This is a genomic window from Rickettsiales bacterium, assembly GCA_025210695.1.
In the GTDB taxonomy this organism is placed as follows: Bacteria; Pseudomonadota; Alphaproteobacteria; order Rickettsiales; family CANDYO01; genus CANDYO01.
Map to the genome: position 1 here is coordinate 19438 of JAOARE010000042.1, position 23275 is coordinate 42712.

Genomic DNA, 23275 nt, shown 5'->3' on the forward strand with positions numbered 1-23275 from the left:
GTCAATATTAGTTCTTTGTCAATCTTCAAAAGGATTGTGCTTTTCTTAATTACATTTTTTACCTCTATATCACTCTTCTTTGTCAGAAGAGTTAGAATCAGAAGTTTTTTTATTATTGTTACTTGCTTTTTTTCCTCTCATTTTATTAATAGCAGCCTTTGTTCTAGCAGCAAGTGAAGCTGGAACACCAACAGCAGCTGTAGCGTCTGCCGCCGCATGTCCTACGACTACTGCTGCCCCTACGGCATAAGGTGCCGCTGTTACCATAGCCGCACCTTTTATCATTTTACTTCTTAGTGCTTTATATCCCTTCTCATCCTTAACAAGTCCTGTACCTGTTGCAATACTCTTCATTCTATTATCCATTCCTGAGAAAGGATTAAGCCCCATACCTGAAGCTTTCGCCCCTGGAGTAGAAATTCCATCTCCTCCAGTTATAGCCTTACAAACCTGTCCAGAAATTTTACCAGTATAAAGTTCCATCACAGTGGTTACCATACAGTAAATAATAGCTAATGGAATGGACATCACTGCATGAGTAGCCGGGCTATTCACATTATCATCTCCCCAAGCAGTAAACCAACTAATACAGAATAAAGTAGTTGTTCCAACTTGTGGATAACCAGGAATTGCAAAAGTAATTGGTATTGCACATTTATAACACACATAATAATTAAATATACTATCTAAAAGTGTAGCTAACATCCCATTAATTATTATTAGACCTATGAGCAAAAGAACTGGCTGTATTGCAAATCTTACCATCAACCTAAACCAAGCTGTAAATAAATATTTAGTTTTATCAAATAACAGAAATGCTAAATATATAGGCGCCACAGCCATACCTATTCCTAACCCTATTAAAGATATCATATAAACTAAAAATGACTGGAAGAACGCTACTATAAACGAAATAGTGCCATATAATATCAGGAAGAATACCACAAGGCCCAGTAATCCTTGGACCATCATTCCCATTAACTTATAATAAGTTGTTTCATCAAGAAGAAGAACATTCATATTCTGATTTAAAAATCTAAATGGATTATCAATGGGAGCACCAGTTGCATTAGCAATTATGGTATTAGCCATAGTACTAAATCCTTGAAATAAATAGGTATTAAAGAATTCAAAACTACCTGGCTGAATTAAAACTGTAAGAGTTCCTATCTTTACTATTCTTATTACAAAATCTAACTTATCAGTCCTAATAAGACCAAATAAATACATCATTCCCCATATAATGATATATAAGTACAGCATAGCTGTTATAATCTTAAGATATTTTGAACATTGCCATGATGAACCTCCATCAGAACATGTTAAATTTTTAAATATACGCTCTGAAGTAACATCAACAGTATCTTTTATGTCTTCAATTAAACCAGTTGCCAAAGCATCAAATCCTTCTTTATAAGAAACCTTTCCAAAGGTAACATCGTAATATTGACTATTATTATCCCATCTACCATCTGGGTCATCTATAAAGGTCCATACATTGCCACTAGACATGGCAGTATAAACTGTATCCATATAAGTTATGCTTTGTCCCGCAGGAACATTTAATATGGGAGAAAAATCTGTTGTAATTGTTGTTGAATTTGCTACATTAGGGTCACCATCACTAACCACTGCATGCATATATTCACCATTATCTGCCACCAGCGCTCCAGCACTAACATGCACAACATATCCGCCAACTAAATCATCATTACCGTAAGAAGTTTCTTCTAAAATATCTTGATTTATTTCCTCATTTTCATATTCTAAACTTACTATCTCTTCGTTATTATCATCAATATCGCCTTGTATAGCCACCGCTAAAGCCATATCTTCTTCAAGTAAGGACAAGGTCTCATCTAAATCTTGTATAAAATTTTGGATGTCCTGATGAGTGGTTCCCGTGTCGTTAGTTACATAGCATTCGCTGCTCCAATTATCTACATACTCTTTTTTACTGGAATCATAATAACTATTATTTGTACAGCCTGGAGCAGAAGTATCTAAATAGGTTGAACCATCTGGCTCAGTTATATTTTTTGATAAATCCTCTAAATCATCACCAGCATCGATAATATCTTGAGCTTTATGTGCTGTATCTGATGAATCTTTATAATCCATCGCATCTATTGTAATCTTCCAACAAGTTTCCACCTCTGGATTGCCTGAATAATCTTGAATATCACTACCTAAAGTCATGAACATCTGTTGAATTCCCTCTTCTGCCGAAGGGAGTACACAGCCAGCATCATAGCCATCATCAGAATCATCAGAATCTGTTCCAGTATCAATCGTGTAATCAAATAATGTTACTATGTAATCTAATTGGTTCTTTATTGATTCATTCTGATCGGCTCCACCACTGTCATCAATTAATCCAGCACTCAAAGTTTCAGCCTCTGCTCTTAAACTATCAATAACACTAGCATCACCAACTCCATTAGGATTATATGCATCAATTAACTCTAACTGTAGAGTTAACTCATCATATAAATCATCATTCTGATCCTCTAAGTAACTGATGGTCTGATTATTTTCATCTATCTGGTCTAACTGACTTTGGTAATGTTCCTCATCAACTGTAGATTCGCCAAGAGGATTAATAATTTGTAAATTTAGCGTATCTCCTCTAGAGGCAAAACTAACTCCTCCTACGAAATCAGCTGTCTCGCCTTTGGTTTCATCAAAAGTTGCATACCCCCCCCTAAGATGAGTACATCCATCAGGGCAAGGGTTATCACTATCCGCCTTATTATCACAACCAGATGGACATACAATCCCCCCCTCCATTGCATATAATCTATATCCACCAGTATTCCAACAAGTGTCAGTTTCCCCCAATTGATTATATGAATAAGGCTCTTCAGCATAATCTTTACTATTACTTCTATCTCCACATTTTGGAGCGCTATGACTACCATCATCTCCATGACCATCACAATACCCATCTTTATCTGGAAGATATGGTGGGTTAGTATTATAAACATAGTAATCATTGGGGGGGTTGCCATCACAAATATATGGATAAGCATATATGCCAGGTTCATTATTTGGACAAGCATTATAACTAATATAATTACCATCGGAGTCTGTATATCCAGATGAATAAGCATTTTCTTGAATTGTTGTGAAGTGAGCACAATCCCACTTCTCCCAATACCAACAAGTTCCAAAGAAATCTTCAGCACAGCATTTATTCGCATAACATTCGCTTCTTGCATCATTACCAAAATAAAAATCTATTACATCTATATAATTGCAATTTATTTCATCTCTCTGCCAACCAGTAGCCCAAGTCCATTTATTTGGTTTGCAACCATTATCTTCAATACAATAATCAAAGGTGCTAGTAGAACAATCAACAGGAGTGCAGTAATCAGCGCTATTAGTGCCACAATCATCAATAATTACATTAATCTGTTGATTGAGAGCAAAATCAAAATATTCACCATCCTCATCTAAGATTGGAGTAACATTGTCTTTAGTAGCTGGAATAATGAATTCTTTACCATCCCCCAAATTAGTATCATCTTCATAATCTGTGGCTATGATAATTTGTCCTGTGGCACTAATTTGAAAATCATCATCTTTACTAACATAAAAACCTGAATCAACCCACACTCCATAAGTTGAAGTATCTCCATCAGGATCTTGAGCGCTCACAGAATAAACTTTTACAGTGGTTTCATTAACTTGCTTAATACCGTCTGAATCTGAATAAGCGTCTGAACTACTCCCTTCACACCAAGAGTCATTGTCATTACAAGCAGAAACAACAAGCACCATCAATAATAAGAGAATAATTTTCTTAAATTTTATCACGCACACAAGACATTAGATTAGATTTTCAATATAGACTATCCAAAATACAATCAAAAGTATAGATATTTTCTTTTAAGATAACAATTAGATGACATAATCTCTTCACTCAACCAGAAAGTATTAAAAAATATTTAAGTACGAACACAATTTGTAAAGCATTTCAAAGTCCAAACCTCTCCATGGTTAGCTAAAGGTGGAAAGGAAGTTTTGGAAACATACCTAAAAAATCTCTTTGAAGATGCAGCAAATATTGAAAATTATCCGGCCGAAAAAATAAAAGCTATGTTATTAGACAATTTTCGTTCAGACAACACATTAGACCAAAAAGATTTCACAAGCATAATAAAAAGTATAGGAACAAATGTAAATGATGTGATATTTACTTTCCAAGATGCAGTAAGAGAGCTCAATATTCATTCTGTATTTGGTAATACAATCGAAAATCCTGAGGATGCCCAAACGGCAGCAAATGGATTACTCGCAGATATACTCAATCAAGCTGATCATAAATATATCCTTTACGTAGCCATAATGACGGCACTTCCTTTGATTAATTCCGAATAAATCGCCACTGAAGATAACTTAAACAACAATGCAACCGAATGGCATTCTTTATCTATGATAACTGAAGCTGACTTTGATGATGAAGGTAGTGAAGGTGATGCAATTCACTATAACAACACTCATCCTCCATTGATATTAAAAAACCTGACTAAGTATATTGAAAATAGCTATGAACTCTACCCTCACTTAGACCTAAACTACCTTTCAGACGGCAATATTAAATGTAGACTTGCTTTAAAGAAAGCCATATCAGACACAGCAGATGTTTTATACATTTCTAATATGATGATTACTGAGATGATGCTGCAAGGAGGAGGAATAGCTTTAAAAGATATATTCTCCCTTTCCTACCTGAATCAGTTTGTGATTATACCGCAGTTGCTTTCATCTAAAAATGCAGATAAAGCAGTGGATGAATTCTGTGACCTGGCTGAACAAGGCTATGAAGCTGCTTTAGAACTCCTAGGAATTGAAGATTCTTCCGAGTAATCTTTTCCTATCTTTTGAGGGAGCTCTCCTCTCCCTCATTAGATTTAATAATCCTTGGATCCAATAAGGAACATAACGAAGCAAAAAAGTTTTTAACTAGATTCTTAAAAAACCTAACGATTTCTAAGAATAGCGAGTTTTGTGCTCATCTTCCCTTGCATCCCTTAATAACTCTTAAGCTTTTTCATTGACTTTGCCCCTAGTTTTATGTTACATTCTTTGCAATTTATGAGAGAGTATTTATGCATAATCATTTCAAAAAAGACCCTAAAGACACTAAAATTGTAGTAGCCATGTCTGGTGGTGTTGATAGCTCTGTTGTGGCCGCTATGATGGTTGAACGGGGATATCAAGTTATTGGTGTGACCATGCAGTTATATGATCATGGCCTAACTGTTGGCAAGAAAGGGTCTTGCTGCGCAGGACAAGACATCTACGATGCAAAAATGGTGGCAGATCGTTTAAACATTCCTCATTATGTTCTTAATTATGAAACTGCTTTCAGAGAATCAGTTATTGATGACTTTGCTGATAGTTACCTGCGTGGAGAAACTCCAATTCCTTGTGTTAGATGCAATCAAACTGTAAAGTTTCGTGATCTTCTAAAAATGGCAAAATCTTTAGATGCAGAAGCATTATGCACCGGACATTATGTTCGTAAGGCAGCAAAACCTCATGGATTTGATTTGCTTCGTGGCGCAGATCATAGCAAAGATCAGAGTTATTTTCTCTTCGCCACAACAAAATCTCAATTAGACTACACCTTCTTTCCTTTAGGTGGCCAATCAAAAGAAGAAACTCGCAAGATAGCAGCAAAACATGGTTTGATAGTGGCAGACAAACCAGATAGCCAAGACATCTGCTTTGTACCGGACGGAAATTATTCTGATATCATCAATAAATATCGCCCTGGATCTTTAGATAAAGGCGAAATAATCCATGTTGATGGAAGAGTTCTTGGCGAACATCAAGGAATTATTAATTATACTATAGGACAAAGAAGAGGGCTCGGAATCTCAAGTGCTGAACCACTATATGTAATTAAAATTATTCCTGACACCCGACAAGTAATCGTAGGCCCTGCAGATGCCCTGCATAAAAGAAAATTTATTATTAAAGAGGTGAATTGGTTAGGAAATTTCCAAAGCCATCCTATAAGTGCATCAGCAAAAATTAGATCCACCCATGATGCGGTGCCTGCAAAAATAAAACTTCTTTCAAATAAAACAGCAGAGGTTACTTTGCTTTACCCTGAAAAAGCTATAACTCCAGGACAAGCCTGCGTGGTATATCAAGATGAAAGAATTCTTGGCGGGGGCTGGATCACTAATAAAATAAGCTAAGCTTTATATTCATCCACATGTTTGAGATAATTATTAGCTGAAATCATAATATAATCCACCTCTTCCTGGGTCATATTTCTAAAAAACTTAGCTGGGTTACCTGCCCAAATTTCACCTTTCTTGATCCTTTTGTTTGGTGTCACCAAACTTCCAGCAGCAACCATTCCTCCAGTTTCCACCACCACTCCATCCATAAGAATTGCTCCCATACCAACAAAGCATCCATCTTGCAATATGCATGCATGAAGCAAAGCTTTATGACCAATTGTTACATCATCTCCAATAACGGTTTTGCCACCACCTCTAGTGCAATGAATCACTGTCCCATCCTGAATATTAGTATTCTCACCAATGGTAATTGGCTCAACATCCCCACGAATCACACAATTAAACCAAACACCACTTCCCTTACCTATTGTAACATCTCCTATTATAGAAGAATTTGGCGCTATAAATGCCCCTTCATCAATCTTTGGTAATATTCCTTTATAAGGAAAAACACAAGATTTATTCATCATTATTACCCTCCTCTTCTAATGTCTTGCCCTCAATCATGGTCATCTTCTTACCTGAAATAACTTGATATCTATCTATCATTTCTGGCATCTGCTTATTAGTTTTCACTGAAACCCCAAGCTTCTCTAGCTTCTTAGATCTGGACAACAAGCTGCTATTAAAACTGGCTGCAAATTTATCAAAATAATTCATTGAACTATAAACGCTATTGCCCAATTTTCTAGCATGGCCAGCTAAGTTTGCAATGTTATATAAAAGAGAACTAACCTCTTCAATAATTGAGTGATAATTCTCATTTTTTCTATCCTCACTTATCTGGAATTTAGAATGAGATAAAATATTTACCAACCCCATAGGCCCAGCTGGAAAAATATTATTTTGCCAAGCATCACTAATTATTTGTTTATCAATCTGCTGTAACTGCTCTAAAGCAGACTCTGTTGGCAAGAACATCACCGTGGAAATGTGATTGATTTTCTTTTTATGCAAATGGCTTGATATAGCCTGACGATAATCCTTAGATCCTAAGCTCTTTAAATGATTTCTCATGGAATTCTTAAGCTTTGATTTAATTTCAATTGCTTCTTTCTCACTGGAAGCCCGACCTAGCTCTAAAAAGAATTTTGATGCCTTACTATCAATCACTAAAATATTATCTCCAGGCAAGAAGATAACCGCATCAGGACGCAAACGATTATTATCACTATCAGTAATAGAATACTGCATTTGATAATCAACATTAGCAACAAGATTCAAAGATTTAAGAATATTCTCTAAAGTAAGCTCCGCCAAACTACCTGTGGTGTTTGGAGCAAGCAAAGCCTTATACACCATATCTGTTGTAGATTGAGATGTGGTAACTTGATCCTTTAATGAAGATATTGTTTGAGTCAAACTCGAAAAATCTTTATATAACCCTTCAGTTGTAGTTTTAAATTGTTTCTGGGATTCCTCTTTTTGAAGATCACTCTCTCTTTTATGCTCAGCAATTAATTGATGTGACAGCTTGTTACCAACATCGAAAATAGCAGCTTTAGCGTTTTCTATAGATTGCTGCTTGTGAACTTCCCACGCTTCCATTTTTTCTTGAATTGCCTGGCATTTTTGATTCGCTAAAGCTTCATTCTGTTGAGCTAAAAATTTATCTTCTAATGCTTGCTGATATAATTGATTAATTTCATTCTTTTGGTGCAATAATTTATCGTTCTCTTCCATCAACCATTCTATTCTACTATGAAGTCTATAATGTTCAGCTTGCATCCTATTGCTGTAAGTTCTCATCACAACAAATATTATAGAAAAAACAGCTATTGATATTGTAATTATCAAGTAAATTGGCATATAACTTATCCTATGTAATTAAACTATACTTAAGTTAGAAATTTTCTTTAAACCAAGTGATAAACTTTCTAACCAAAGAAATTTTGGATAAACCTTTAGAAGATCTAGCAGCGCTTTTATCTGCAAAATACTTTAACACACCTATTGCTGCAGAATAAGTAGCATTAATTGATTCAGCACTAAGCCCTGAAACGGTTATTGGTTTGCCTAATCTGACCTTACTTCTAAAAATCTTAGAAGCTTCATGGCTTATACCAGATAACAAGCTCCCCCCCCCAGTCAAAACGATATTACGCTGAGTTTCACAAAAATTTTTCTTCTTATCAAAAGTAGCTTTAAGAAGAGTTAGAATTTCTTCTATTCTAGCATTAATTACATCATTTAATTCAGCATTTGAAATGTTTCTTTCTTCATGATCAAAAGGATCATCCAAGTTATCAATCTTGCAATGAATCATCTTCTGAGAATCAGCATATCCAATACTTGCTGCTCCATTAATGGTTTTAATTCTTTCAGCTGTAGATAAATCAAGCATAAAGCTTTTAGCTATATCTTCGGTTATCGCTCCACTTCCTATCGGAACAAAACCACAATAAACTATATTTTTTTGCAGGAAAAAAGCATAGGAAGTGATCCCTGCCCCAAAATCAATTATAGTGGCACCTAATTCTTTATCACTATTATTTAAAGTGGCTAGACCTGCAGCATATGGAGCAAAAACACAATCTTCCACATCTAGCTGACAACTGGCCAAGCAGTTGATGATATTTTCAAGCATAATAGATGGTACAGTAACAAAGTGAATCTTAGCTGATATTTTATTTCCAAGTAATCCACTGGGATCATAAATTCCATCATTCCCATCAATAATATACTCTAAAGGAAAATAGTGAATAACTTCACGTCCCTGCTTCTCAAGATCCCTAACTCCTTGAGTTATAAGAGCATTAATATCACGATTATATACTTTATGCTTTTTAAGCTCTAAAGAAGGACAAATGTAATGGGAGCGTATTTTATTTCCATTTAATGCAAGAATTATCTTATCAACTGTTATTCCTGCTATTTTCTCTGCTTGATCAACAGCTGCTATTATTGATGTTTTGGCTAATTCACTATTGGTAATAACCCCATTTCTGAAGCCATTAGCACTATGACATCCACTACCAATGATATTAATTGTACCAGACTTAATATTAGCAATCAAACAAACCACTTTACTAGATCCAACGTCCAGAATGCTAACTATTTCTCCATCATAAGAAGATGTGGACATGATTTTTTTGAAATTCATTTTTTCTCTACATATATTTTATTGGCAACTCTTAAATCCAATGATTTAATATCAGGCAAAAATAACTCATTATTCTTATAAAGTTTTATCACCTTTTTCCAGGCCTTTTCCATATTTTCCTCTGGCAGCTTCACTTCTAATTTATTATCAAACCTAACATTCCAACGACGCTCACTAACTCTGGTAACCGAACTAATTCTTTTAAATAACTCAGAATCTTCTTTTAATGTTTCCATCAAAGAATTAACATAAATTTCCGCTCCATCACCTATAATTATAGGTAAAGACATATGAGAAGCCAATTCTTTTTCATTAATAATAACCCCTTCATTATCTATAATATATAATTTACGATTTTTTTGCCCCAAAGCTAGAGGAACTCTCTCTTTTATATATATATGAATATCGTTTGGAAGCTCTCTTTCTATAACGGCATGTTTAACCCACGGCAAAGATTCTAGATTTTCTTTCAACTCTTCAAGTGAAACAGAAAAAATAGGCATCCGTTTTTTTAAATTTAATTTTCGACCAATCTGATCATTATTAGTATATTTCTGACCATCAACACTTACATGCTCTAAAACAAACCCAGCTCTAGCTGTGATTTGATACCAATCTTTCACTATGCTATCTATACTCAAATAAATTAGAATAAACAAAGACACAACCGCCAAAATTAACAATGCTTTTGCAAAAAGCATAATCTTCTTCACCAAAGAACGTGACTTTCGCGCACGTGCCCGAGCAACCTTCGGCTGTGTTTTCGGTTTTCTTTTTGTTTTAGCAACCAATGTTTAAGCACCAGAATTGTTAATAACCTACTTATAGAATAAAGAAAAACCTTAAAATATCAATGGATATCTAATTAGATTTATTCTATAAAATAATCAAAAGATATAGAAATAAAGAATCTTGCGAATCAACAGCCCTTTAGTCGTAACATCTTATATAAACGTTATTTAAGAAAAATATTTACTTATATTAGTAAATTATATAAAATATATATTAACCAAGGTTAACAAAACAACACGAAACTAGTTCTACTATGAGAAAATATATTAGATCGATGCCAACGAACTCAAAAATACATTCTGTAATCTCGCTAGGCAGTAATTACTTTAAAAATCAGTATAGCACAGCCGAAGAAAGAATGGAAAAACCTTCGTAAATTCATTAGAAGTACCTGAACCTTCGTTATATGGGGTATTCCAAAGCACAGATCATTATCTAAAAACTCTAAATTTGCTTATGCTATCTACTATAGAACCTCAACACAAAGAAGAGCTTTTATTAAGAAAGATCATACCTGAATTGCAACAACATAGAAATTTACTGGATATTGGAACTGGAAGAGGAGATTTTACACAAATTATAGGAAAGTATTTTAACAATATAACTGCAGTAGATAACAGTGAAGAGGCCCTAAATAACCTACCAAGCTTTATTGGATTATCCCCCGTACATAAAGTAAAAGGATCTATCTTAGATTGCAACTTAAATATCTATAACATTAAGTATGATATGATTCTAATATCACACACCATTTATTATATACCTCAAGAAGAAAGACTTCCTTTAATAGAAGACATGACTCAACTACTTAGCAAAACAGGAGTTCTGGTCTTGGTATTTAATGATGAGGGAGACAGAGCGTCCCTAGGAAAACATTATGGAGCTATAGACTCGGGATTTAGCTCAATTCATAATACTCTTCCTCAGTTACATAATAATTTTCAATTATATAGGATAGATGAATTTCTAGACGGAGGAGATTTAAATTCTATGATGCATATTGCAGGAATTTGCCTTAATGATTACGAAGTAAATGCCACAAAAGAGAGTCTATCTAGCTATCTAACAGAAAACTACTGTCCTAACAATATTTGCCAATTAAGCATGACCCAAAACATTATGGTGATAGGACAAGATGAGAGTTATTAATAATATAAAACATAGTTTATGGTCAAACATGACTACTAACACTAGAGAGTCTGAACCATACTTCACAATATTGGGATATTTCTTAGGAATCTCTTATCTAATTTTTTATATTTTTAATAAGGAAGTATCATCCCCAGAAATATATGAAAATGTATACCTTAGAGTCACCATTACCATACTTGGATGGATCTTAGTACTTTACAAATATTGGCCCAAAATCTTAAAAACCATCTGTCCTTTATATTTCTATATAACTATATTTATTAGTTTTCCCTTCTTTTTTTCTTTTATGCTTCTGCACAACCAAAACTCTACCATGTGGCATGTAAATGGATTAGTGGGCCTAGTATTTCTTGCAATTTTTGTGGATTGGATTTCTTTTTTACTATTATCCATTGCAGGGGCAACACTATCTGTAATATTATCCTCGGATAACATCACTTATAACTCTACCTTATTAATTGCACTTAGCTCGTATGTAGCTCCTCTATTCTATCTATTAATCTTTTCTAAAAAGAAACAAACTCTTATAGAAGAAAGAAGTAAATATATTACTAAAATAAAAAAACTTAATGAAGACTTGGAACAAAAAGTACAACAACGCACGAAAGAACTAGAAAAAGCTTTAACAGCTAAAACGGATTTTCTTAATAATATGAGTCATGAAATTAGAACTCCAGTCCATGGGTTTACAGTTCTTTCCGAAGGATTAACAAAATCCTGGGATATATTGAGCGACGAAAAAAAATATAAATATACAGAAGATATTTCCACTAATGCAAAGCGCCTAGAGAACTTAATCGGTAGTATTTTAGACTTATCCAAATTTACTGTCGATAAAATGGTCTTAAATTTCAAACAAGTGGATTTTAACAAAATAATTGAAGATATTATAGAAGAATGCAAGGGATTATATTTATCTAAAAAACATATTAATATTGAATATATATCAAATGGTGAATGCATGATCACCTCCGATCATGAAAGACTTGGCCAGGTATTGCGTAATTTATTTTTTAACGCCATAAAATTCACCCCAGATAATGGACATATAAAAGCTAGCTTTACAGTTAAAAATAATGAATGCCTTCACTTCACCATTAGCGATTCCGGTATAGGAATTCCAGAGCAAGAATTAGATTCTATATTTGAACCATTTACTCAAAGCAGCTTTACCAAAACTTCAGCTGGAGGCACGGGGCTTGGGCTTGGAATTTGTCAAAATATTATTAAAGCGCATTCCGGACTCATTTGGGCAAATAACAATCCTAAAGGAGGTGCCAGTTTTCACTTTACCATCCCAACAAACCAAGGATCATCTACTCACTCTTGCAGCTCACATACCCCCCCTCCAAAACCATTCTAATGATTGATGACGAAGAAATATGTAGAACAAGCATGGAAATCTTACTTCTAGAAACAGAATATTCTTTAATCACAACTAATGGGGGTGATGCAGGTATGAAATATCTAAAACAACACTCTGATTCAATAGATATAGTATTATTAGATTTGATGATGGTGGATATGAATGGTCTAGAATTTTTCGAACAAATGAAAGAAGACCCAAAACTTACTGAAATCCCAGTTATTTTACAAAGCGGAACTTCTAATCAAGATTTGATAAATAAAGCATATAAAGCAGGAATTTCTAGCTTCTTGAGAAAACCTTACCAAAAGAAAGATATCCTATCAGCAATACAAAAATCTTTGAGAATATAATAGATAATTTTTAGATGGAGCGGGTGAAGGGAGTCGAACCCTCGACATTTACCTTGGCAAGGTAACGCTCTACCACTGAGCTACACCCGCTTATTTTTCCTCTACCATAGGGTAGAGTAGAAAAATATACCTAAGCAAAAAAATAATGCAAGTATAAACTTCAGATTTATTATAGTTTTTTAAAACCTGAAATTTATACTTTTTACAAACTATATAAAAATCTGATCAATATTAAGCTTCTCCCCCCCAAAAAACATTACTGGAGATTCACTAAATGGTAATTTAGGCATCATATATTCATCTTGAGATATTGGAACATAGTACGAAGCATTCTGCAGTTTCATATCAAAATGATAAAAATCACCTAACTGAACATGTGGTTTGTTATCATCTAGTCTTTTTTGAACTTCTTTGATAGCGTCTTCATATTCTTCTTTTTCAGCATCTACTACCTTTACCTCAGGAAGTGAAGATAATGATATACTTATCTCTTGCAACTCTCCCTGAGAACTATCTTCCTCAGTAGAAACTTTATGCTTCTTAACACCTTTATATCCTTTTTTGTTCTTTTTAGGAGATGATTTAGCAACCGCTCCACCACCTCCACCATCATCACCACCATAATTGTGAGCAATTGTTGATGTTTCATTAGCAGAACCATAAAAACCATTAGGGTTGTATGGGTAATAAACAGGCCCAGTAGGCCCAGTAAATTGATTCCCCCATTGATCAATACAAACACCATTTGGGTCCATATAAAAATGTTTTACACTACCATCATCAGGATTGAACACACAAGCATTACATACTACTGGAACAACAGGAGGTAATTGTTGCGGATCATTATAATAAAGATCTTTATAATAAAAATGAACTCCATCAGGACCTGGAACGGAAATATATTCACCACTAATATTACTCACTGAATCACAGGAAGCTGCGCTGCCATCTGTATGACCACTGGAAATTGAAAATTCCGCATCCTGATTCTTTCCATCATCTTGTATTTCAAACTCTTTTTTGTAATTTAGGCCCCCTGAATCTTGCTCATCTTTCATTTCTTCTGAAGACGCTGTATTAACTGCTGAATTACTTACCAACTCTTTTGTACTTTCTTCTCCTGATTTATTTTCTGCCTCTTCTAATAACATTGCCTTATAAGAATTTACTCCCACCTTACTAGGCTTATCTAAACTAGTTTCCTGCTTAACAGACTTCAAAGGTGAAGCTTTTTTAGAAGCTGGTTTAACCTTTGAATTTCTCTTAATATCTTTTGAATTCTCTCTTTTCTGTGGTGACTTTATAGAGCCACCTCCTCCTGCTCCACCTGGCTTATCAGCTCCACTTGTAGCCTCAACTTCTCTCCCTCCTTTTTTTGTTTTTTTAGAAGAAACCTCTTGCCAATCATTTCCTACAATTTCTGTCCCAATTACAACCTGATTATTCAAGCTATAATCACCTTCTTTATCTTGTTGCTCAGTTAGAGCCTGATTCTTTAATCCAGAATCATCGGGAGTTGTGTCTTCGGCTTCAATTTCTCTATCAGGATTAGCTTTCTTCTTTTTGGTTTTATTCTTTTTCTTCTTACCTTTAGAAGAAACACCGTCCCTTTGAGGTAAAACTTCACTAGGAGAATCCACCTTACCTTTAGAATATGCTTGAAAAGGACTATCATCTTCTCCAAAAAGTAAAGAACCCTCTAAGCCAGTAATATCCTTTATCGCTTTATTTGCTTTTTTCTTATTATCCTTACTAAATAAATTATTTTTTTTAATCCACTCTAACTTGCGACGCTCACCTAGTAGAAAGTCTAGCTTTTTCTGATCTACGTTATTATCATCTAACTTTTCTTTTATCCCTTGAAACACCTCTTGAAGAAATTTTTCTTTTTCTTCATCGCTTAATTTTCCAAAAGAAAAAATAAAATCTTTTTTTATGACATCACTCTTATTTAAAATTTCCTGCGGACTTAGGGTATAAATTTTCGTATATTTAGAAAATAATTTCTTTGCCTTTTCCTTAAACTCTTGTCCTACACACTTGTTTAAAATACTTTCAAATAAATCAATACTTAAAAGACCTTTTTCGTATAATTTTGTTAAAATAATATCTTCTTGATCTTCTTCAGCAACTTCAATAATACTATACATTGTTCCCTCTAGAACTTCATTAATAGTGGCGCCTTTAACTGTCGTCACTTTAGAATTCCAATAACCTACAATATATTCAGCAATAAATGGTGCAATAACGGCTTTTAATTCAGTATACTCATCACCTTTAGATTTTTTTAAGAGATTTTTATATAAATGTATTCCAGCCACTACAATATTCTTATTAGTGAAAATTTCTCTTAAAAGAGCCTCTCTTGTTTCATGCCCTGACCTTAAAATAATGAACCTTACTATTTCCACCTTCTCATGCTCGGTATAACGATCCCATGAAACAGAATTAAGAAATTTTAGACAAGTATCGTGATCTCCCCTAATAAGAGCAGAAAACAAAATAGAAACAAATTTTTCCATATCATAACAGAACACAGTCTCCGCTAAATCTGTAAGCAGATCCTTTTTTATTATAGAAAGACCATTATTAACAATAAACTCAACTATCTCTGCTCTATTAAACTTCACAGCCATAATAAGAACAGATTCTACGCATGTATTTATATACTTCTCTAAAGCAGACCTATTAACACTTAACGATCTAATTTTCATCAGCATAAAAGTAATCACATGTAATTTCTCTCCCCTTATAACATTAAGAAGCAAGTCTAGCTGCTCAAAGGGTATAATATCTTCACTAATATTAGATTTTACCCCTTGCCACTCTCCTTCCGATATATCTCCAGTCAACTCACGCAATTCTGCTGGAGATAAATAGTCGCTAGCTTTACTCAATGCAAGAGCTATAGGGTTTATTATTTCCAATGCAATGATATTCTTCAATAAAGCGCTCAATATTATAGGTGCATAATATTCATAATTATCTGTTCTGCCAATGCTTGCGCTTAACCCACCTTCAATAGTAATATTTGCTGTCTGCAAGAGAACCAAAGGAATATAATTATCAATTAGATAATTAATAATTTTTATCTCTTCTTTTAAACTACTCCCCTCTTCATTTTGAAAACCACTATCTGCAAGCAATTGCTGTAATAAACTTGTCTTATTATCCTTAGCTTTTTTCATAATTTCTATTATCTTATCTTCAGATAATAAATTATCAATGAACCGTGAGTAACGCACTTTATCTAGGGCTATTTTTGCTAACTGATCAGACTTATTAATTATTATTTGATTAATATCAATTATCAACTGCATCAGTTTAGTGTGCGCTTCCTTAGAAAATCCAATTCTTTCTAATAATTTTTCCCTCTCAATAGTTCCATCTGAAGGTGTAATTATTCTATATTGAAATGGCTCAGCCTCAAATAGCGGCCTTTGCATACCTAAACGCTGCCTAACATACTCAAAAGGCACGGGCCCTTCCATCCCAGGAATATAATGGTCTATGGGAACCTCACCGAACTGAATTCCTAGCCCCCCCATATTATTATTTAAAAAATTCAATATCTCTTGATCTGATTCAGTTGATTTTTCTTCTTCTGGCTTTTTTCCTTGCTCTTCCATATAATCTCCATCTTAATTTTACATCTAAAAATGGATGATATATCACATAAAATTATTAAATTCTAGGTTTTTTCACTAATAATTATGATCTAAATACTTCTTAAAGTTTCTAAAATTAAAGTTTTATTAGATATATCTTTAAGATGATTCTAGACAAACTAATAGAACCGACTATAGTTATTAACATTATTGTCCTGCAAGCAATTTATTGGTAAAAATATTGAAGCATAAAACAAGTAGTAGAAAAATAGCATTTTCTATAATATTATTAGTTGTAGGCATGACTATGCTTACATTTGCTGCAGTGCCAATTTATAATTTATTTTGTAAAGTTACAGGATATGGAGGAACAACCAAATATACTTCTATAGCCTCCACTAGAGTGGGCACTAAAATGATGAAGGTTCGCTTTGATGCTAATGTTGCTAGCGATCTGCCTTGGAGCTTTAAAAGTGAACAAAATGAAGTTACTATTAAAGTTGGAGAAAATAATTTAGTTTTTTATAGCGCTGAAAATAAAACAGATAAGCCTATAATAGGAACGGCAATTTATAATGTCACTCCACATAAAGCAGGAGCTTATTTTAATAAGATTCAATGCTTTTGTTTTGAGGAGCAATTATTAAAGCCCAACCAAAAAATGATAATGCCGGTATCTTTTTTTATAGACCCGGCAATTGAAGATGATAAAAATTTACAGGATGTGGATACTATTACTTTATCCTATACTTTTTACCCAATAAGAGAGAATTAAATGAGTACCAAACAAAATCACCCATATCACTTAGTTGATCCTAGTCCACTGCCAATATTCACAGCATTCTCAATGCTAATATTAGCTATTGGCGCTGTAATGTTTATGCATGATCAATTCCTTGGCAAATTGGTCTTACCACTGGGTTTTGTATTAGTATTATCATGTATGTTCTCTTGGTGGAGCGACGTGATAAAAGAAGGTCAACAAAAGCATCATAGTAAAGCCGTGCAGAATGGATTATCTATTGGAATGATGCTGTTTATTCTATCTGAAGTAATGTTTTTTGTTGCGTTCTTTTGGTCATTCTTTCATGCAAGACTCTTTCCTCATGAAATGATAGCTGATGAACCATGGTCTGTTATCTCTTCTATATGGCCACCGAAAGGAATTGTACCTTTAGATCCATTTAATTACCCCCTAATTAATACTTTGATTTTATTACTTTCTGGAACCACAGTTACCTGGGCTCATTATGCTCTGCATCATAGAATGCGTGAAGAAGCTTTGAAAGCCCTAAAAATTACTATATTTTTGGCTATTTCATTCACCATGCTTCAAGCTTATGAATATCATCATGCTAGCTTTGAATTCACCGAAGGTATTTATTCAACCAATTTCTATATGGCAACAGGATTCCATGGTTTCCACGTAATTATAGGAACCATATTCTTGTCAGTATGTTATTTTAGAGCAAAAAAAGGGCATTTTGATCATGGCAATAATATGCTTGGATTTGAGTTTGCCGCCTGGTATTGGCATTTTGTTGATGTGGTATGGATATTCCTATTCATTTTTGTGTATATATTAGGATAACAAAAATTCCACTACCTACTACGACCAGATTTAGCAACTTTTTCAATAGACTTGCCTATGGCGGTTGACCTTTCTGCTAATTTGTTATATTTCTCCTTGCTTCTTGCGGGTGACTTATCATTACCCATAAGTTTCCACTTTAAGCGTTTTACAAAATTAATTCTATTTTTGAAAATTTTTCTATCTAACTCACCTTTAACTTTTTCTAATCGCTTTTTTAAATCTTTAAAAGGAGCTCCTTCTAATTCTTGAGCCGCAGGATTCTTCATCTTATCTCGAGCTGCAATTAACGTAGATTCTTTTAAGTTGGCTCCTCTATCAACTAAATCTACAATAACCTTAGTATAAGGTTTTTGTTTATTTAAAGGCCTATTTTCTATCCTATCAACAAAATTTTCTAAAGGGGTTTTTCTCTCTTTATCTGGAGCATTAATATCTGCTCCCTGCACCATTAACTTAGGTACAAGCGAGATTAAAAGCTCTGGATAAGCTCTTTTTATAGCATCATGTAATCTTTCCGTTGCTTGATCTGAATTATATGATATTATATCGGTGAACAACTGATCCACTTGCTTTGAATCATCATAATCAATAATCTCTTTATCTTCTGTCGCAGGTTTCTCTACAACCTTTTTCTTTTTTCTAAAGAATTCACCCATTCTTTTCATAAACTTCATATTTTTTACCTAACAATCAATTCTCAAAGTTTTTATCTATTATAATAGGGTAATAGCCTAAGGGTAAATAAACAGTTAACATTCCATAGATTATTGACTTTTAGGTTATGGATTATTATATTTATAGGAGTAACACATAAATATATGGCTCTATGACTACAGCTGAATCAACGCAAGATTTTTCACTCTCTGATAACGCCTGCAAGCGCATTGCATTTCTTATTAAGAAACGCAATGACCCACAAATAAAACTTCGCATATCAATAGAGGGAGGAGGATGTTCTGGTTTCCAATATCGTTATAATTTTGTTTCTGAAGAAGCAACAAAAGATGATTTATATCTTGAAAAAGATGGAGCTAAAGTTTTGATTGACCTAACCTCCCTAGAACTAGTAAAAGGATCTACCTTAGATTTCAAAGAAGATCTCAACGGGTCCTATTTTCAAATAAAAAATCCAATAGCTGCAAGTGGTTGTGGCTGTGGAAATTCATTTAGCATCTAAGATCAATTTTCAACCTACGCGAGAATAAAGCAATATTTTTATCAATTATTTCAATTTATACGATAATATCTATTTACAACTCCTTCAAAATCTCCTACTAATATTAATAACCAAGATTTATTCAACTATTACGAAAGTAATATTTGCTTGATAACCAAGTAAACAGGGGCTGTTATGAAAGAAAACAATAAACACACTTACTCTCTTCTAGGTAGATTTATTAGTTTAATATTTCTTATATTAATTGGCATATCAGCATATATCACTTGGAAGATTGAAAACAAGTATAAGAAAGAAGTAGAGAATAATTTAGCTAACATTGCATATAACATAAAACAAAATATTATTACTAATTCTCCAGATAAATTACCTTCAAGAATTTTAGCAAATGAACTTGATCAAATAATTCACACTAACCAATATAATCAGGAAATTATTACATATTATGCAGTGTTCGACAAACGTAACAATTTAGTTATCACACATTCTCCTCAACTTAACATTAACAACCGAGAAAAAGTAACTAAAAACCTCTCTCAACTCATCTCAAATAAAAAAGAACAAATATTACATGTAACAAAGAGCGCAAGTTATGTACTCTTTAAATTGGAAAACTCACCTTTTATTCTTCTTCTTGGAACCAATCCTGTAACAATAAATTATAAAGATTATTTTTATAACCTCTTAGATTATAAGCTTGAATTATTATTCTTATTAACAACCATTTTAAGTTTAATTTATTTCTTTTATAAATCTATTTTAGAACCATTTCTAGCTTTATCTCAAGCAGCACTAGATATTTCAAATGGCAACATAGATAGCGCCATTCCTAAGACTAACAGCAAAGAAGGTACTATGGTTGCTAACGCTCTTGAAAAGATAAAAAACTCCCTAAAAACTGAGAAGGAACTTGTTCAAGAAATTAGTAAGACAAGAAACTCTCTGTCTCTAGTAAATTTAAAACTTGAAAATAATGTTGCCAATAAAACAACAGAGTTGAAAAAAGCTTTAGAAGAGAAAACTTTATTCATTAATAACTTAAGTCATGAAGTTAAAACACCTTTACAGAGCATTTCACATATCTTAGAGAACTTAGTATCTAACTGGCCTGAATTAAATGAAGAAGAAAAGTTTAACTTCTCTACTCAAGCCGCACATAGCTCGCAGCACTTATTATCTTTAGTAGGAAACTTATTAGAAATAGCAAAATTTTCTGATGGAAAAATAATCCTAGATCTAAAAAACACTAATTTAATTGAAGCAATTACAGAAGTGGTAGAAGAATGTAAAATGCTATATATGAATAACAAAAAGATTAAAATTATTGTTTCTAATAAAGACCCTGTCTATACAAATATAGATAGAAATCGTATCAAACAAGTTATACGTAATTTATTACTCAATGCAATTAAATTCAGTGGAAATGATGCCTATATCTCAATTGCTGTGTCTCCAACAAAAATATTAGGTCAAAATAGTTTTATGTCAGACGCTTTACAAATCTCTATTCATGACCAAGGAATAGGTATTCCGGAAGATGAATTATCTAATATTTTTTCTCCTTTTATCCAAGGAGCTAATACCAAAAACAAATCAATAGGAACTGGATTAGGACTAACAATTTGTCACGAAATAATCTCTGCTCATTATGGAAAAATATGGGCTGAAAACAACAAAGATGGAGGAGCAACTTTTAATATTAGCATTCCAGTAACACAACCTATTGAATTAACAAACTCTATCTCAGATTCAATAACGCTTCATAATAACGGCTATAATATATTAATGATTGATGATGAAGAAATTTGTTTAAATAGTATGGAAATGCTCTTATATGGAACTCAATATAACTTAGTTAAAGTGAAATCAGCTCAATTTGCTTTAGAATATTTAAAAGAAAATTATAAGTCTATATCCGTAATCTTTATTGATTTAATGATGCCTGATATTTATGGTCTTAATCTACTCTCTTTAATTAAAGAAGACCCCCATTTATCTTTAATTCCCATAATTCTTCAAACAAGCAGTAGTGATGAAAATGAAATACTAAAAGCTTTTGAAAAAGGCGTTTTTAGCTTTATAACAAAACCATACAAAAAAAATAAACTACTGGAAGAAATAAAAAGAGCTATTCAATTTAAAGAATTGGGAACAGGTGAACAGCCCCCCTCGCCTTTATTACCATCGATGAATAATCAAAATAAAACCTTTACTTCTACTAATTTATAACTAAAGTTTTCTTATAATACTGAGCTTACTATATATTTACATAAGATTTACCTTCAATTATGTAATTTTTTGATAAAAACTATTGCTTTATATGATAAACTGTATATAAATAAACTCTTTAAAGTTTCTTTGTCGGGGCATAGCGCAGTCCGGTAGCGCACCTGGTTTGGGACCAGGGGGTCGGGAGTTCGAATCTCTCTGCCCCGACCACTCCTATTAATATAACCAACCTTAAACAACTCTTCCTGTAAATTCAACTATCTTTAATTAACATCGTATGTCTCTTATAGCAACGCTGTTTTACTATTTATAATAATCACCTGGAGATACAAAGAAAAATCTGCATAAGAAAAAGACAATTTAACAACCTCTCTTCCTGACAAAAGTCTTCCCAATAATTAATCCTTAACCCAACGCTCATTTAAAATAATATCTTCAGGCTTAAGATTAATATTACCCAAAAGAGCAATTCCTGTGTCGGTATGTTTGCCTTTAATTGCCACATAAGTCATTGGCATATTATTAAATTTCTTATGAACCACACGAATTGCTTCAGGAGATATATCTCTCATACAAAAAATTTTTAATTTATCTTGGGCAGGATTAAAACCTTCAATCACATTCACCTTTCCATCAATAATCTTAGTACTACAAAGGCTATAGTAAAGCTCGTCCGGTCCTGTATTAGCAACAACATAGTTTAAACCACCTTTAGCAAATATCTTAGACCCTTCGGGTGAAGCAATTATTAAATCATCCTCTGGAGTTCCCTCTATCACTTTAGCATTTATAAGACTATTAATACTCAAACCATTAGCAGTTATCGCAAAAGGCTCAAAATCTATTCTATTTTTTCTTTGATAATCCTGATAGTAAAGATATGCCGCAATAGCTATAAGAGCTATAATCACCTCCACTATACAAACTTTCACCATTCTAGATTTAAAAATATCTTTTATCATATTATTTTAACTCCAAACTTCGTTTAAAATGATATCACTCACCTCAATTGATATATCTCCAATTAAGGCAATTGCAGATATTTTATTTTCTCCAGCAACCTCAATATAAGTTACATCTGTATTATCCACCTTATCATGAATTATTTTTATATCCTCTGGATAAACTGTTTTTTTAGTACAGAAAAATTTTATTTTATCTTGGGCAGGGCTAAATCCTTCAATTACCCCAACTTTACTATTTATAACATCGGTACTGCAAAGACTATAATATAACTCATCTTCTCCACTACCAACCACAACGTAGTTCAAACCACCTTTAGCAAAAATCTTAGACCCTTGGGGACATGCCACCATCAAATCATCCTCCGAAGTGCCCAGCATTTTAACTGAGGTTCTAACCACATTCATCTCATAACCTGGAGTATCTGAAGACAAGGCAAAAGGTTCGTAGTTAATTACTTTAGATTGATAATTAAAGTACTCGCCAAATTTTGCAAAATATCCTCCTATAGCCGTGCTCACACCCACTACCGCTGTATACACTATCTTTTGATTAGTTTTACAAGCGAGAGAACCCGCTACTTGTCCTGCTGCTCCAGAACCAGTTGCTGCGGTTACAGTAGCACCAACAACATTTCCTCTGTTACACCCACAGCTACTCACCATATAAACC

19 protein-coding genes and 2 tRNA genes are annotated in these 23275 nt (G+C 33.4%); 11 read left to right on the top strand and 10 right to left on the bottom strand.

Going from position 1 to position 23275, the window contains the following annotated elements; translation table 11 throughout:
• Positions 1 to 69: 69 nt before the first annotated feature.
• Positions 70 to 3822 (bottom strand): type IV secretion system protein, encoded by a 3753-nt coding sequence (locus tag N4A31_06760; GenBank protein ID MCT4635919.1) that lies wholly within the window; start codon positions 3820 to 3822, stop codon positions 70 to 72.
• A 207-nt stretch (positions 3823 to 4029) separates the two neighbouring features.
• Here N4A31_06760 and N4A31_06765 point away from each other — a divergent pair, with 207 nt between their 5' ends.
• The 3 genes from N4A31_06765 (at position 4030) to mnmA (ending at position 6218) form a co-directional block, all read left to right on the top strand.
• A complete protein-coding gene (locus N4A31_06765) occupies positions 4030 to 4386 on the top strand; it encodes a hypothetical protein (GenBank protein ID MCT4635920.1) in 357 nt (118 codons plus the stop codon).
• Between the two features lie 54 nt (positions 4387 to 4440).
• Complete coding sequence (locus N4A31_06770; protein ID MCT4635921.1) at positions 4441 to 4875, top strand: hypothetical protein; 435 nt, start codon at positions 4441 to 4443, stop codon at positions 4873 to 4875.
• Between the two features lie 242 nt (positions 4876 to 5117).
• A complete protein-coding gene (gene mnmA / locus N4A31_06775; GenBank protein ID MCT4635922.1) occupies positions 5118 to 6218 on the top strand; it encodes a tRNA 2-thiouridine(34) synthase MnmA in 1101 nt (366 codons plus the stop codon).
• Here the strand turns inward: mnmA and N4A31_06780 are convergent.
• Genes N4A31_06780 through N4A31_06795 form a run of 4 tightly spaced genes read right to left on the bottom strand, consistent with a single transcriptional unit; the run spans position 6215 to position 10160 of the window.
• Entirely contained in the window at positions 6215 to 6733 is a 519-nt protein-coding gene (locus tag N4A31_06780) for a gamma carbonic anhydrase family protein (protein MCT4635923.1), read from the bottom strand. The genes mnmA and N4A31_06780 overlap by 4 nt on opposite strands.
• A complete protein-coding gene (gene rmuC / locus N4A31_06785) occupies positions 6726 to 8075 on the bottom strand; it encodes a DNA recombination protein RmuC (GenBank protein ID MCT4635924.1) in 1350 nt (449 codons plus the stop codon). The genes N4A31_06780 and rmuC overlap by 8 nt, the downstream gene beginning before the upstream one ends.
• A 34-nt stretch (positions 8076 to 8109) precedes the next feature.
• Positions 8110 to 9369: a cell division protein FtsA gene (gene ftsA / locus N4A31_06790; GenBank protein ID MCT4635925.1), complete on the bottom strand. Its 1260-nt coding sequence runs from the start codon at positions 9367 to 9369 to the stop codon at positions 8110 to 8112.
• A complete protein-coding gene (locus N4A31_06795) occupies positions 9366 to 10160 on the bottom strand; it encodes an FtsQ-type POTRA domain-containing protein (protein MCT4635926.1) in 795 nt (264 codons plus the stop codon). The genes ftsA and N4A31_06795 overlap by 4 nt, the downstream gene beginning before the upstream one ends.
• Before the next feature lie 457 nt (positions 10161 to 10617).
• On the opposite strand from N4A31_06795, the gene N4A31_06800 reads away from it, so the two are divergent.
• The 3 genes from N4A31_06800 to N4A31_06810 are packed head-to-tail and all read left to right on the top strand — an operon-like array spanning position 10618 to position 13032.
• Complete coding sequence (locus N4A31_06800) at positions 10618 to 11310, top strand: class I SAM-dependent methyltransferase (GenBank protein MCT4635927.1); 693 nt, start codon at positions 10618 to 10620, stop codon at positions 11308 to 11310.
• Positions 11297 to 12676, top strand: a complete 1380-nt coding sequence (locus tag N4A31_06805; GenBank protein ID MCT4635928.1) for a HAMP domain-containing histidine kinase — start codon at positions 11297 to 11299, stop codon at positions 12674 to 12676. The genes N4A31_06800 and N4A31_06805 overlap by 14 nt, the downstream gene beginning before the upstream one ends.
• 32 nt (positions 12677 to 12708) lie before the next feature.
• Positions 12709 to 13032 (top strand): response regulator, encoded by a 324-nt coding sequence (locus N4A31_06810; GenBank protein ID MCT4635929.1) that lies wholly within the window; start codon positions 12709 to 12711, stop codon positions 13030 to 13032.
• Between the two features lie 15 nt (positions 13033 to 13047).
• Here N4A31_06810 and N4A31_06815 read toward each other — a convergent pair.
• Both N4A31_06815 and N4A31_06820 read right to left on the bottom strand, forming a co-directional pair.
• Positions 13048 to 13122, bottom strand: a tRNA-Gly gene (locus N4A31_06815).
• A gap of 119 nt (positions 13123 to 13241) precedes the next feature.
• Positions 13242 to 16661 (bottom strand): hypothetical protein, encoded by a 3420-nt coding sequence (locus tag N4A31_06820; protein MCT4635930.1) that lies wholly within the window; start codon positions 16659 to 16661, stop codon positions 13242 to 13244.
• A gap of 220 nt (positions 16662 to 16881) precedes the next feature.
• Here N4A31_06820 and N4A31_06825 point away from each other — a divergent pair, with 220 nt between their 5' ends.
• On the top strand, positions 16882 to 17415 hold the full coding sequence (locus N4A31_06825) for a cytochrome c oxidase assembly protein (protein ID MCT4635931.1): 534 nt from the start codon (positions 16882 to 16884) through the stop codon (positions 17413 to 17415).
• On the top strand, positions 17416 to 18231 hold the full coding sequence (locus N4A31_06830) for a cytochrome c oxidase subunit 3 (protein ID MCT4635932.1): 816 nt from the start codon (positions 17416 to 17418) through the stop codon (positions 18229 to 18231).
• Positions 18232 to 18242: 11 nt separating this feature from the next.
• On the opposite strand, the gene N4A31_06835 is transcribed toward N4A31_06830, so the two are convergent.
• Positions 18243 to 18908, bottom strand: coding sequence for a hypothetical protein (locus tag N4A31_06835; protein ID MCT4635933.1), 666 nt, complete (start codon positions 18906 to 18908; stop codon positions 18243 to 18245).
• A gap of 152 nt (positions 18909 to 19060) precedes the next feature.
• On the opposite strand from N4A31_06835, the gene erpA reads away from it, so the two are divergent.
• The 3 genes from erpA (at position 19061) to N4A31_06850 (ending at position 21850) form a co-directional block, all read left to right on the top strand.
• A complete protein-coding gene (erpA, locus tag N4A31_06840; GenBank protein MCT4635934.1) occupies positions 19061 to 19411 on the top strand; it encodes an iron-sulfur cluster insertion protein ErpA in 351 nt (116 codons plus the stop codon).
• Positions 19412 to 19585: 174 nt separating this feature from the next.
• Entirely contained in the window at positions 19586 to 21640 is a 2055-nt protein-coding gene (locus N4A31_06845) for an ATP-binding protein (protein MCT4635935.1), read from the top strand.
• Positions 21641 to 21773: 133 nt separating this feature from the next.
• Positions 21774 to 21850: transfer RNA gene (locus N4A31_06850), tRNA-Pro, on the top strand.
• Positions 21851 to 22038: 188 nt separating this feature from the next.
• Here the strand turns inward: N4A31_06850 and N4A31_06855 are convergent.
• Together N4A31_06855 and N4A31_06860 are read right to left on the bottom strand one after the other, a co-directional pair.
• A complete protein-coding gene (locus N4A31_06855) occupies positions 22039 to 22602 on the bottom strand; it encodes a hypothetical protein (GenBank protein ID MCT4635936.1) in 564 nt (187 codons plus the stop codon).
• 6 nt (positions 22603 to 22608) lie between these two features.
• Positions 22609 to 23268, bottom strand: a complete 660-nt coding sequence (locus N4A31_06860) for a hypothetical protein (protein MCT4635937.1) — start codon at positions 23266 to 23268, stop codon at positions 22609 to 22611.
• Positions 23269 to 23275 lie beyond the last annotated feature (7 nt).

Coding starts and splice junctions, on each gene's coding strand:
- N4A31_06780 (MCT4635923.1), bottom strand. CDS start 6,733: ATGAATAAATCTTGTGTTTTTCCTTATAAAGGAATATTACCAAAGATT.
- N4A31_06820 (MCT4635930.1), bottom strand. CDS start 16,661: ATGGAAGAGCAAGGAAAAAAGCCAGAAGAAGAAAAATCAACTGAATCA.
- N4A31_06855 (MCT4635936.1), bottom strand. CDS start 22,602: ATGATAAAAGATATTTTTAAATCTAGAATGGTGAAAGTTTGTATAGTG.
- ftsA (MCT4635925.1), bottom strand. CDS start 9,369: ATGAATTTCAAAAAAATCATGTCCACATCTTCTTATGATGGAGAAATA.
- mnmA (MCT4635922.1), top strand. CDS start 5,118: ATGCATAATCATTTCAAAAAAGACCCTAAAGACACTAAAATTGTAGTA.
- N4A31_06770 (MCT4635921.1), top strand. CDS start 4,441: ATGATAACTGAAGCTGACTTTGATGATGAAGGTAGTGAAGGTGATGCA.
- N4A31_06830 (MCT4635932.1), top strand. CDS start 17,416: ATGAGTACCAAACAAAATCACCCATATCACTTAGTTGATCCTAGTCCA.
- rmuC (MCT4635924.1), bottom strand. CDS start 8,075: ATGCCAATTTACTTGATAATTACAATATCAATAGCTGTTTTTTCTATA.
- erpA (MCT4635934.1), top strand. CDS start 19,061: ATGACTACAGCTGAATCAACGCAAGATTTTTCACTCTCTGATAACGCC.
- N4A31_06810 (MCT4635929.1), top strand. CDS start 12,709: ATGGAAATCTTACTTCTAGAAACAGAATATTCTTTAATCACAACTAAT.
- N4A31_06835 (MCT4635933.1), bottom strand. CDS start 18,908: ATGAAGTTTATGAAAAGAATGGGTGAATTCTTTAGAAAAAAGAAAAAG.
- N4A31_06845 (MCT4635935.1), top strand. CDS start 19,586: ATGAAAGAAAACAATAAACACACTTACTCTCTTCTAGGTAGATTTATT.
- N4A31_06805 (MCT4635928.1), top strand. CDS start 11,297: ATGAGAGTTATTAATAATATAAAACATAGTTTATGGTCAAACATGACT.
- N4A31_06860 (MCT4635937.1), bottom strand. CDS start 23,268: ATGGTGAGTAGCTGTGGGTGTAACAGAGGAAATGTTGTTGGTGCTACT.
- N4A31_06800 (MCT4635927.1), top strand. CDS start 10,618: ATGCTATCTACTATAGAACCTCAACACAAAGAAGAGCTTTTATTAAGA.